Raw genomic sequence first — 12,543 nt, forward strand, 5'->3', positions numbered from 1 at the left:
TTCACAAAGAGAACGACCGCATAGGCCGTCCCCCCTGTCATTCATCTCTCCAAATTTATTCGGCTTGCAACTCCAGCAGCGCATCACGAAGCTCGGCCGCACGCTCGAATTGCAAGTTCTTCGCTGCTTCCTTCATTTCGGCCTCGAGACGCTGGATCAGTTTCTGACGATCCTTCTTCGACATCTTCTGTCCTTCGCCCACCAGATAATCCGCCTTGCCCTCCGCAACCTTCGTTGCTTCGATGACATCGCGGATCTTCTTGCGGATCGTTTGCGGCGTTATGCCGTGCTTCTCGTTGTAGGCAACCTGGATGCTGCGGCGGCGCTCGGTTTCCTTGATCGCTCGATCCATCGAGTCGGTGATCTTATCGCCGTACATGATAACTTTACCTTCCGAGTTCCGGGCTGCTCGGCCGATCGTCTGAATGAGCGAGCGATCCGAACGGAGGAAGCCTTCCTTGTCGGCATCGAGAATCGCTACCAAGGAAACCTCCGGAAGGTCAAGCCCCTCCCGTAGAAGGTTAATACCCACCAGCACGTGGAATGTACCAAGCCGCAGATCCCGTAGAATCTGCATCCGTTCCAGCGTCTTGATATCGGAGTGCATGTAACGAACCTTGATGCCGATTTCCTTCAGGTAATCGGTCAGATCCTCGGCCATTTTCTTCGTGAGGGTCGTCACGAGCACACGCTCGTCACGATCCACGCGGTCATGGATCTCGCTAATCAGGTCATCGATCTGCCCTTCAGTCGGACGCACATCGATGATCGGATCGAGCAGGCCTGTCGGCCGGATGATCTGTTCAACCATCGTATCGCAGTGCTCCATCTCATACGGTCCCGGCGTGGCCGACACATAGATGATCTGGTTCACTTTCTCCTCGAATTCCTCAAACTTTAGCGGCCGGTTATCCAGCGCGGACGGCAGGCGGAAGCCGTGATCGACCAGCACGGTTTTCCGTGCCCGGTCACCGTTGTACATCGCTCGGATTTGCGGGAGCGTAACATGCGATTCATCAATGACAAACAGCATATCGTCCGGGAAGTAGTCAAGGAGCGTATATGGCGTAGCCCCAGGCTCCCTGAAGGTCAGAGGGCCGGAATAGTTCTCGATGCCGGAGCAGAATCCGACTTCCTTCATCATCTCGATGTCGTAACGGGTACGCTGCTCCAGGCGCTGCGCTTCCAGCAGCTTGCCTTCGGAGCGCAGCAGCTCAAGGCGTTCTTCCAACTCGCGTTCGATGTTCACGATTGCTACCCGCATCGTCTCTTCACGGGTAACGAAGTGAGACGCCGGGAAGATGGCAATATGCTCGCGTTCTCCAACCAGCTCGCCCGTCAAGACGTCGATCTCCGTGATCCGCTCGATCTCGTCGCCGAACAGCTCGACGCGAACGGCATGCTCCCCCTTTGAGGCAGGAAAAATCTCGATAACATCCCCACGAACGCGGAAAGTGCCGCGAACGAAGTTGATATCGTTCCGCTGATACTGGATATCAACCAGCCTCGACAGAATCTCATTCCGCGGCTTCTCCATGCCTACCCGGAGCGACAGCAGCATTTCGCCGTACTCATGCGGCGAACCCAAGCCATATATGCAAGATACGCTCGCCACAATGATGACATCGCGCCGTTCAAACAGCGAGCTCGTTGCAGAGTGGCGGAGCTTATCAATTTCTTCATTGATGCTGGAGTCCTTCTCGATATACGTATCGGAGGAAGGGATATAAGCTTCCGGCTGATAGTAATCGTAATAACTCACGAAATAATCCACGGAGTTGTTCGGGAAGAATTCCTTAAACTCACTGGCCAGCTGTGCAGCCAGCGTCTTGTTATGTGCAATGACGAGTGTGGGACGGTTTACTTTGGCGATTGTCTGCGCGATCGTAAACGTCTTCCCCGTTCCTGTTGCACCTAGCAGCGTCTGATGTTTTTTCCCTTGGCGGAGTCCTTCGACCAACGCATCAATAGCCGTGGGCTGATCGCCCTGCGGCTGGAATTCAGACTGGATCTCAAAGGATTTGGTACTGACAACTAAATCGCTCATTGCCCTTCATCACCCTCATACTCTAAAATGAAATTCATGCTAAAAGATATGTCGAAACTTCCCGATGATATACTATGGGAAATTAGTGGTGTCTACGTAAGGAATAAGAATATTTGTTCCCGTCTCATTATACCCTTTACGTTTTTTTGATGCAAACAGTTTAATTAAATTTTAATAAGTTCCAGCACGAATGTTCCAAGCCTCAGCTTCCTTCCGTCCGGCTGCTCCGGAATCCATGTTGGACAAGCTTGAGGCGAACCGATGATTGTTAATTAACTTCCTTAAGGAGATGATACAGCGTTATGGATATTACGATTATTCTTGGCATTCTCGCCGGCTTGGCCGCGTTGATCGGAGGGTTTTTATGGGAAGGCGGGCATCTGAGCGGCCTGCTGCAAGGTGCGGCGGCGCTTATCGTATTCGGCGGCACCATCGCCGCCGTCATCGTCAGTTTCCCTGCTACCCGGCTCCGCACCATCCCGGCTGCGCTCAAGCTGGCCTTCGGCCGCAGCAACCGTTCGTCGGACGAGCTGATTGACGCCATCGTCGATATGTCGGTTACAGCCAGAAGAGACGGGGTGCTGGCGCTGGAGCGCATCTCGGCCGATCACGAGGACCCGTTCCTGCGGGAAGGCATGCAGATGGTCGTGGACGGCAACGACCCGGAAATGGTTCGTCAAATCCTGGAGCTCGATATCAATGCCGCCGAGCAGAAGCACGAAGGATATGCCAAAATTTTCGAGTCCGCCGGGGGATATGCTCCTACCATGGGGATCATCGGTACCGTCATGGGATTGATCCACGTGCTGGGCAGTCTGCAAGACCCAACCGGTCTCGGACCTTCGATCGCGGTCGCTTTTACCGCCACTTTATACGGCGTCGCGAGTGCCAATATTATCTTTTTGCCCATTGCGTCGAAGATTAAAGCACGTTCCGAAGAAGAAATTGCAAATATGGAGCTGCTGCTCGAAGGAATTATGGCTGTTCAGAACGGAGAGCACCCGCTGTTGGTTCGTAAAAAGCTAGCCTCCTTCGCTTCCGCAGGCACCACGGACATTCCGTCCTCAAGGGGGATCGCGCATGAGACAGCCGAATAGACGGCGCCGTCATCGCAAGCAGGCGGAAGGCGACCAGCGCGAACGCTGGATGATCACCTATGCCGACCTGATTACGCTGCTCCTGATCTTTTTTGTGGTGATGTATGCCATGAGCCGGCTCGATACGGAAAAATACAAACTCGTCACCCAATCCCTGCAGGCCACCTTCCAGAGCGGTGACAGCATCCTGGAGATGGGCTCCGGCATTACCGGCACAGCCGATACGGAGAACCATAAGAACCCTCCGCCGAAGCCTGCTGCCGAAGAGGAGGGCGGCCAAGAGAAAGATGCAGATACGGCGGCGGAGCCGCTAACCGAGCGGGAGCTCGCTTTCCGTGCCCAGGAGGAGGAGCTGGCGAACTTTATGGGGCTCATTCAGCAATACGTGAAGGACAACCAGCTCGAGGAAGATATCTTCATCGCGGACGAGCCGCAAGGGATTGCCATTACGCTGAGCGACCGCTTCCTGTTCGATGTCGGCAAAGCCGAGCTTAAACCCGGGGCCGCTCCGGTTCTGGGCAAATTAGCCAGCCTGTTCAGCGATTTAAACACCACGGTGAGCATCGAGGGGCATACGGACAATGTGCCAATCGGCCGCTACTCCAGTTACAAGGACAACTGGGAGCTCTCCGGTGCCCGGGCGATGTCGGTGCTGCGCTTCTTCCTCGACAACAGCAAGCTGGACCCGGAAGGCTTCCAATACGCAGGCTATGCCGATACAAGACCAGCCGCGGATAATGCGACTGCCGAAGGCAAGCAGAAGAATCGGCGGGTTGAAATTACCGTTCTACGACAGCTTAAGGAGTAGGAAGAGGCGTCATGCGGCTAAACCCGCTCCCCTGCCTTGCCTTAAGAAAACTTTTAACCCATCGTCACCTATAGTAAATAAGCGCCCGGCAGACTGAATGGACATGCATTCAGATCTGGCCGGGCGCTTTTGTTTTATCAAAAAATGATTCGATCACTGACAACGTTCCTAAGAGCCACGAGATATCCAGCATACTCGTTTATGCGCCGTGCCCAACTCCGCTCTCGCTTGGCCGCAGGATAGCAGAACCGACGGCGAGCAGAATGACCGCCATCAAGCCGAGAACAGCCAGAGGCAGTGCGATATCGGATAGCGTACCACCGGTGGCCGCTATCTCAACCGCTTCAATGGCCCATTTTTGCGGGATGAAGTTGGCGATTTTCTGCATGAACTCCGGCATGATGGCAAGCGGCCAGAAGCACCCGCCCAGCATGCAGGTCGGAGTGACGATCATGGAATTGATCATGGCCGCATTCTGCCCGTTCCGGATCAACCCGGCGACCGTACTTGCCACGCCTAACGATACCAGCATAAAGGCCGTCAGAATAAGGAAATGCAGTAATAACGGCACTCCGTAATCGTAACGGAGCACATACCGGCTCAGCACAAGCACGATGATCACCTGCAGCGAGCCGACCACCAAGCTGCCCAGAAAATTGCCTATAGCGATCTGATAGGCACGCACTGGTGCCGTGTACATGCGGGACAGCGTTCGCTGCCTGCGGTCATCGATCATCATCGAGACCACGCTGGAGATGAGGGTCATCATGAACATCAGGGTAAAACCCGTTACGTTGGATAGGCCTGGCTTGGCGTACAGATTCAAATCCGTGACCTCCGTATCCACCCGATTCATTGCGGACTGCTTGAGCACATCTTGCAGCATCAGCATTCGGTCAACATCCGGCTCCGAGGTTTCCCGGATCAAAGCAGCTGTGCCGCTCAGACGTGTGACCGCAGAGTCTGCCGTCATTCGTATCATCACCGAAGCCTCCGAGGTTGAGACCTCGTATATCTGAACCAGCGGCTGCTGTCCTTCAATCAACCCATCGCTGAAGCCCTCCGGTATATAAACGCCTACGGTACTTTTATTCTCCACCAAGTCTTCTCTCAGCGTATTCTCGGATTCGGACTCCTTGAGTACGTATTGGCCGCTGCGCTCCAGCTCATTCATCAGATACTGACCTGCCGGGCCTTCGTCTTCATTCACATATGAGACCAGGATGCTTGCAGCCGAGGTCTGCCCCAAGAGAAACACCGTCAAGGTAACGACCACGCAAGGAACCAGCAGGTAGACGATCCAGCCTCTTTTTCGCCCCAGCGTGCGCCGCACCATATGCCAGGCAATGGTTAGGCTATGCATGGTATCCCACCTTTCTGTACGTAATCATGGCTGCAGCTGACAGAGCTGCGGTAATCGCCGCCAGCATGCCGAGGCAGGTGACGATCAAATGCACGTCGCTGTTCAGCATCATACGCAGCATGCTCTGCATGGCCCAATGATTGACGGTGAAGGAAGCGATCTTTTGGAAAAATTCCACGGGAAGCGGCATGAATCCCCCGCTCACAAATGTCATGGCGATAATGATCGCCTGCATGAGCCCCCTGGCTCCTGCCGCCGTTGAGGAGACCAGGGTGATGAACGTGGCAATGGTCATGGACGATAATGTGATTAATACGCAGACCACGATAAGCAGCAGGGGGTGGGGCCCCCATTTCACGCCGTACAGCCACATGGAACCAAGTACGATGGCTGCTGCCTGTACAAGCGTGATCAGACTGCAGCCGATAATTTTACCGGCAAATACGGTTCCGGGGGTGACGGGTGCGCTTTGCAGGCGATACAGGGTCCGGCTTTCCCGCTCTCCCAGCAGACTGCTGCTTGCCATCAGACCCGAATACAAAAGAAACATAATCAGCATGGAGGCAGCGTAGTATTGGGCTGCTGAATACGTGGCTCCTTTCTCGCCCAGTTTCCCGATGGTTACGTTCGGTCCAGACGAGGTTTCCACAGGTGCTGCCGCTTGAGCCGCAAGAACTTTATCTCCGCCCATAACGATAACCTCAGCCTGTTTGTGATTGACATCTGCGATAAAGGTCTTAAAGATCGTGTCTGCCACCAGGTTGAGATTACGGTCTCTTCCGGGCAGCAATTCAAGCTTCACGGCCGCTCCCTGACCCATCCGTTCATCAAAGGAAGCGGGAACCACTACCGCGTAATCGACCTCGCCCCTGCGCAGCTTTCCTTCAACCTCTTCACGGCTGGCTGCCATCTCATGAACGAGAATTTCCTGGATCTCCGGCGAGCCGGTTAGAGCCTGAATACTCCCCGGCAGCTGGCCTCCATCTGCAGCACCCAACACAAACCCCACCCTGACCGATGACTGTTTAAATTCCTGATCATTGCCGAACCAGCCCGAGAGCGCGTTTCCCAATATAAAAATAAGGATGAGCGGCAGCAAAAACTGGTTGATCAGCACCGTTCGGCTGGTAGCCATCCGCTTCAGCTCAAACCAGGCGATAATCATCATATTCATCTTCGGTATTCCTCCTTCATGGATTCCTCTGCACGTGTCCCTTATGATCAATCGCGAAGCGTGCGCCCGGTCAGGCTGAGAAACAGCGTTTCAAGCCCCGGCTCCTCGCACTGCAAGGAGCGAAGCGTCGTACGGTGTTTACTGCAGATGAACAAAATATCCTGCAGCTCACCCTGAGCTGACGGTACATAAACTTCGATCTCGTTATCATTCTGCGTGACGCGCCGAACGCGCGGGTGAATGGTCAGCTCCTCCACCAGTTCCGGTGTGATCCCATCAGCAGTAAGCATGATTTTTTCCTCATGCGCAACGCGTGCCCGAAGCTCATGCTGCGTCCCGCAGGCGATAACATGACCTTGATCCATAATCGCCACCCGATCACTGATCGCGGCAACTTCCTCCATGTAATGACTTGTATAAATAACGGTAGAACCCATGCGGTTCAGCGTCTTCACGGATTCCAGGATATGATTCCGGGACTGCGGATCAATCCCTACCGTAGGCTCATCCATAATGATCAGCTTCGGACGGTGCGTGATCGAGCATGCAATATTCAATCTTCGTTTCATCCCTCCGGAGAAGGTGGACGGCTTTTCCTTCGCCCGATCTTGCAGGCCGACAAACTCCAGCGCTTCTTCCACTCGTTCCTTTAACAAAGGGCCGCGCAGTCCATATAATTTTGCAAAAAAAGCAACATTGTCCCAAGCCGACATCTCTTCGTACAGAGCCAGATCCTGCGGCACCAACCCGATTCTCCGCTTCACTTCCAGCGGCTGCTCTTCAATCGAGATGCCGTCCACCTTAATGCTGCCCTGATCCTTGGGAAGAAGTCCGCAGATCATATTGATGGACGTGCTTTTGCCCGCCCCGTTCGGTCCCAGAAGCCCAAAGATTTCCCCTTCGTTCACTTCCAGGTTCATATGATCCACCGACAGCTTGTTTCCATATCGTTTCACGACATCCTTCATCTGCAGAAAGACCGCCATCTTCACCATCTCCATTTCTCAAATCTCTCGTATCCATTCGTTGATTTTATTCTATCTGGAATCGCCGAATTTTTAAGGTAGAAGAAGTCACTTTATAGGGTGACGAAAGTCATCTCCTTACCGAAAACATCCATGTGATATAATGAAGCCAATGTTTTGAACGGTTTGATTTCACTAAGGAAAAGGGTTTGATCGCACGTGACATCCCCACTCACCTATCTAAGGTATGGCTTCATTCTCCTTCCGGCCGCCGCGGACATCTTTTTGCAGCAGCTCGATGATTACGGGGCATACATGGTGTACATATTGCTGTTTCTGGCGATTACGGTGCTAAGCCGCTTTTTGCCATCGCCTGCTTATCTGAAGGCAGCCGCTCTGCTGGAAATCCCACTATCTCTGTGGCTATGTCATCAATTCGGCTTCATGATGGTGTTCCTATCCATCTCCACCCTATGTGTCTATTTGCCCTTGTTCGAGCGACCAGGCAGGCAATGGGCGGCGTTCGGTCACCTTCTGCTGCTCAACATGGCTATTATCGATTACGATGCAATGCTGCTGACGACCGCCAATCTACTGTTTCTGTTCGTGGCGGTAACGTTCAACCACATCCATGAAATGAAGCAGAAGGAAGCGGATCATATTCAGTTATACGACGAGCTGAAAAGACTGCATTTCCAGCAGGACGAGGCCGCCAGACAATTGCTGCAATTCGCCCATCAGGTAGAGAGTGCGGCGCAGGCCGAGGAGCGCAACCGGATCTCCCGCCAGCTGCATGACGACATCGGCCACCGGCTGATTCGAGTTAAAATGATGATGGAAGCAGCCCTCCTCACCGTTCCGCATGATTCCGCGCGCGGCATGGATATGCTCCGTCAAATCCGTGACCAGCTGGGAGAGAGCATGGAGCAGATGCGAACGGCCGTGAAACAGATGAATCCGGCGCGGCGGATTACAGACGACTATTCCCTCGATCGGCTCCTGGAGGAGACAGGCAGACAGACCGGGATCGAGACAGAGCTAATATTGCAAGGAATTCCCTATCCGCTCTATCCCAGTCAACAGGTGGTGTTATACAAAAATGCCCGTGAAGCTATCACGAACGCCATCCGCCATGGCGAGGCTAAACGGGTCCAGATCATCCTGCATTACGGGGAACAGGACGTCCGGATGGAGGTTTCCAACGATGGTGCAGTCCAGGAGCCGGCTGGCGGCGAAGCTTCATCAAACCGTCAAGGTATCGGAATGAGCGGCATGCTCGAACGAACCCAAGTGGTGGGCGGGACGCTGGAGGTACGGAGAACCGTGCCTTTTACCGTCATCACCCGGCTGCCTGTCTACCGGAAGCGTGAGATTATGTAATATAACAAGACGCAGTATCTTATTTTATCGAAAAGGTCGTGGACATCCATGATATCTGTTTTAATTGTAGATGATGATCCGTTCATTCGGGAAAGCTTGAAATTGCTGGTGGGGATGGATCCGGATATCGAAGTATCAGCTGTCGCAGAGCACGGAGAGGAAGCGTTGGCTTTGTTGGAGGAGGGACTTCCTGTCGATGTCGTGCTCATGGACATTCGCATGCCGGTATGCGACGGCGTAGAGGGATCGCGGCGGATTTGTGAACGTCACTCGGATGTGCGAGTGCTTATGCTGACCACCTTCGATGATGATGAATATATTGTCGAAGCTCTGCGGAACGGGGCCAGCGGTTATCTGCTGAAGAACATTCCGCCGGACCGGATCATCCAGGGGATTAAAACCGTGCATGACGGAAACATGCTGATTCATCCCGATATCGCACGCAAGCTGTCCGGCATGCTTCGTCCAACGGCGCAGCCCGCCCCTAAATCCGCTGAGCTGGAACAATTCGGGCTGACCCCGACCGAGAAGAAGGTCGTCGTCCTTATTGCGGAGGGCCTGTCCAATAAGGAAATTGCCGGACAGCTTTATTTAAGTGAAGGTACCGTCAAAAACTATGTCACCGAAATCTTGGGAAAGCTCAATCTTCGGGACCGCACGCAAATCGCCATTTTTTATTTAAAAAAAGTGCAGGGCTAACTCCATATACAGCATTTTGCAACCAAAAAAGCGGGTCACTGTCCGATATAGGACAAAGGCCCGCTTTCCAGTATCATGATGAATGGAAACCTGTTTCTTCGGAGCCGCCGGTCGTTGCATTGCCGGAAGAACCCCGCTTGCTGCGAATATGAAGTTTATTCGCCAGCAGCGTGATCAAGCTTACCGGCTTCAATCTCACCGCTATGCCATCTCTCGGATCAGGCGCCACGATAGCTCCCAGCTGATGATGATCCCCCGCGTAAATCGCACGCTGCAGGAACTTGCTCTCCCCTTGATGATTCTGAACCTCCAGCTTACAGAAGGCCGAATTCTGACGAAGGGCGCTATGCAGCTGTTCCTTGCTATGGATCAGTTTACCGTTCACCTTCAGAATCGTCTCTCCAGCCAGAATGCCTAGTTCGCTTGCCGGACTATTCGGAAGCACCGCGAGGACGCGTAATCCACGAATCGGATGAACAAAGATCGGACTGCGCTGCTGCTCTTCATAACGGCTGTACCACACCAAGCCTTCGTGCAGCAATAATGCCGCTAATGCAGCCACGATAGTAAGCGGTGTCCACCACTCGGCAAGCAGGCTCAATGCCAGCACAATCGCTCCGTAGAATATGAGCCGCTTCGATGTGATTCCTGCCTTCTCCTGTGGAAGCATGCTCTGCGTCATTTCCCCGAAGCCAATTACGACCGGGAGCGCCATCATCGTAAAGCCTGCGCTCCAGGCATCACCGCCGAAGAATGGCGTCCAGGGCAGCACGCTGCCTCCGCTTACCGCCGGAACAAGCAGGAACAAGGGCAAGGGCCAGAAACTCTGCATATGATAGCCGCCAACGAGCTTGCCACGCTTCCCCTCAAGGAACAGCGGTGTAGCAAAACCCGAACCCTGTATCCTGACAAGTAAGGCTTCGGCAAAATGCAGGACGGCGGATAAAGCCAGCAGCGCGGGAATGTCCAATCCAACAATCGTTGTGGTTACTTGACTGATCCACCCATCCGGCTGCCAATTCGGAAACCAGCTTAATCCAAACTGAATGATTCCAAGAAGGCCGATGGAATAGGCAAAGCATAAGTACCGGATATGAAACAGCATCAGGATCAGGGAAGTCACCCATATGCATATAATGGCTTCCAGGCTTAAGGATATCCCGAGGAAGGCCACAACGACGGACACGCCGATTCCTGCCAGCAGCCCGCCTAGAAACGTTCGCCATGTCTGCAACCCCCAGGAATGCAGCTTCACATGGAACAGCTTGCGCTCCACCAGCACCTGCCTTCGGTAAAACAGCATCACAAACAAAATCGAAATATAATAAAAGGGCTGCGTCAGCAGTTGTATGCCTGCATCTATCCCATACATAAGCAGTTGTTTCAATGTCTCCAACAGCTTGCCACGCTCCTTTCAGCTTCAAGACGCTTCAAAGCTTATACTTTCTGATATCTTAAAAGAAAAAAAGAAGGCTAACGTTCAGCCTTCTTACTTGTTCGACGCCTGAGCGGCGATTTCCTTCCGAACCTCGGCAATTCCGCGATTCATTTGATTATCCTCTTTCGGATCCTGAATCTTCTCGATCAATGCGGCTTCCAACGCCTCGGCTGTGGCGCCGTTAAGAATACCGTCCGCTTTCAGCTTGTGCTTGCTCTGGAAGCTCTTGATCGCCTTCTCCGTGTTCCGGTCGAAATAGCCATCGGTACGCCCAGTCTTATAGCCAACGGCTTCAAGCATGATCTGCGCGTTCTTCACATCCGTGCTATTGGTGTCGTACGTATAGGTTTTCTTCTTATCGATTGGTGCAACGGTAAAGTATTCCGGCTGTGACACCTGAATATCCGGCTCAATTCCCTTCTCATGGATCCAGGTACCGTTTGGTGTCAACCATTTGGCAATCGTAACTTTGAGCAGGCTTCCATCGCCAAATTGCTTATCGAAGCTCGTTTGCACGGTTCCTTTACCGAAGGAATGCTCACCCATCAAGGTAGCTCCCGCCGACTGCTGCAGCGCGCCCGCCAAAATTTCGGAAGCGCTGGCGCTGCCCTTGTTCATCAGCACCGTAATCGGATAGGATTTCGCCTCACCGTTCGACGGATGCTTCTCCCGCTTCTTATTCTTATCCTCTACCTGAACGATCAACTCGCCTTTAGGTACGAACTGCTCTGCAATGTCAATGACAACGGACAGCACGCCGCCTGGATTGTTCCGGACGTCGATCAGCAGTCCCTTCATGCCCTGGCTTTCCAGTTTCTCGAGTTCTTCCTTAAAGCGTTCGCCTGTGTTCAGCGAGAATTGGGAGATCTCAATAACGCCGATTCCGCCCTTCTCCATCCGTGCCGATACGGTTTCCAGATCGACGTCATCACGAACGATAACATACTCGATCGGCTGTTCGGAGCCAGCACGCTTGATCTGAAGGACGGCCTTGGAGCCCTTCGGACCGCGAATCTTGTTGACGGCCGCGTTCAGCTCAAGGCCCTGCAAGGATTCGCCATTGACTGAAAGGATGGTGTCCTTCGCCCGAATGCCGGCTTTATCCGCAGGAGATCCCTTGATCGGAGACACAACGACCACACTGCCATCTACAGAGGACACCTCCGCGCCAATCCCCGAGAAGGAGCCCTCGATGCTCTCTTCAAACTGGGCTGCCGTTTCTTTTCCCATATAGTTGGAATATGGATCTTCCAGCGCTTCCATCATCCCGTTGATGGCGCCGTCGATCAGTTTCGACCGATCGATATCCTTGTAATAATTGCTTTCGATGAGGTCAATTGCTGTCCCCAGTTTTTTCGCTTCAGACTGCTCCAGTCCATTCCTGTTCGCTATACTGGCCAGCAGCCCCTCACCATCTCCAGTCTGGCTGGGAGCGGGCAGCTGGGTCAAAGCCATCGTTAACAGCACGCCGCATAGCATGGCAGCTATGACCAGAAAGACAGCCGTTCGTTTTTTCAGCAAGTACTTCACCGCCTTTGTACGTTTCAACTGCTACACACACGGGGAATCCCG

Annotated in this window: 10 protein-coding genes; 4 read left to right on the plus strand and 6 right to left on the minus strand. The window is 53.4% G+C overall.

Features of this window, described 5'->3' with window-relative positions:
* Positions 1–55: 55 nt before the first annotated feature.
* Positions 56–2,047, minus strand: a complete 1,992-nt coding sequence (uvrB, locus tag BJP58_RS17105; RefSeq protein WP_194539886.1) for an excinuclease ABC subunit UvrB — start codon at positions 2,045–2,047, stop codon at positions 56–58.
* Between the two features lie 302 nt (positions 2,048–2,349).
* Between uvrB and BJP58_RS17110 the strand changes: the two genes are divergently transcribed.
* Positions 2,350–3,144 (plus strand): flagellar motor protein, encoded by a 795-nt coding sequence (locus BJP58_RS17110; RefSeq protein ID WP_071219764.1) that lies wholly within the window; start codon positions 2,350–2,352, stop codon positions 3,142–3,144.
* A complete protein-coding gene (locus BJP58_RS17115; RefSeq protein ID WP_194539887.1) occupies positions 3,128–3,952 on the plus strand; it encodes an OmpA/MotB family protein in 825 nt (274 codons plus the stop codon). The genes BJP58_RS17110 and BJP58_RS17115 overlap by 17 nt, the downstream gene beginning before the upstream one ends.
* A gap of 199 nt (positions 3,953–4,151) precedes the next feature.
* On the opposite strand, the gene BJP58_RS17120 is transcribed toward BJP58_RS17115, so the two are convergent.
* From BJP58_RS17120 to BJP58_RS17130, 3 genes are read right to left on the minus strand one after another with little or no spacing between them, the layout of a single operon-like run.
* Positions 4,152–5,315, minus strand: a complete 1,164-nt coding sequence (locus BJP58_RS17120) for an ABC transporter permease (protein WP_194539888.1) — start codon at positions 5,313–5,315, stop codon at positions 4,152–4,154.
* Entirely contained in the window at positions 5,308–6,489 is a 1,182-nt protein-coding gene (locus BJP58_RS17125) for an ABC transporter permease (protein WP_194539889.1), read from the minus strand. The genes BJP58_RS17120 and BJP58_RS17125 overlap by 8 nt, the downstream gene beginning before the upstream one ends.
* A 47-nt stretch (positions 6,490–6,536) precedes the next feature.
* On the minus strand, positions 6,537–7,484 hold the full coding sequence (locus BJP58_RS17130; RefSeq protein WP_233355143.1) for an ABC transporter ATP-binding protein: 948 nt from the start codon (positions 7,482–7,484) through the stop codon (positions 6,537–6,539).
* A 189-nt stretch (positions 7,485–7,673) separates the two neighbouring features.
* Between BJP58_RS17130 and BJP58_RS17135 the strand changes: the two genes are divergently transcribed.
* Positions 7,674–8,834, plus strand: coding sequence for a sensor histidine kinase (locus BJP58_RS17135; protein ID WP_233354675.1), 1,161 nt, complete (start codon positions 7,674–7,676; stop codon positions 8,832–8,834).
* Positions 8,835–8,882: 48 nt separating this feature from the next.
* A complete protein-coding gene (locus tag BJP58_RS17140) occupies positions 8,883–9,533 on the plus strand; it encodes a response regulator (protein WP_194539890.1) in 651 nt (216 codons plus the stop codon).
* Positions 9,534–9,606: 73 nt separating this feature from the next.
* Here the strand turns inward: BJP58_RS17140 and BJP58_RS17145 are convergent, their stop codons facing one another.
* Positions 9,607–10,929: a PDZ domain-containing protein gene (locus BJP58_RS17145; RefSeq protein ID WP_194539891.1), complete on the minus strand. Its 1,323-nt coding sequence runs from the start codon at positions 10,927–10,929 to the stop codon at positions 9,607–9,609.
* Between the two features lie 93 nt (positions 10,930–11,022).
* A complete protein-coding gene (locus tag BJP58_RS17150; RefSeq protein ID WP_071219771.1) occupies positions 11,023–12,492 on the minus strand; it encodes a S41 family peptidase in 1,470 nt (489 codons plus the stop codon).
* Between the last annotated feature and the right edge of the window lie 51 nt (positions 12,493–12,543).

The sequence above is a fragment of the Paenibacillus sp. JZ16 genome, assembly GCF_015326965.1.
GTDB lineage: Bacteria > Bacillota > Bacilli > Paenibacillales > Paenibacillaceae > Paenibacillus_AQ.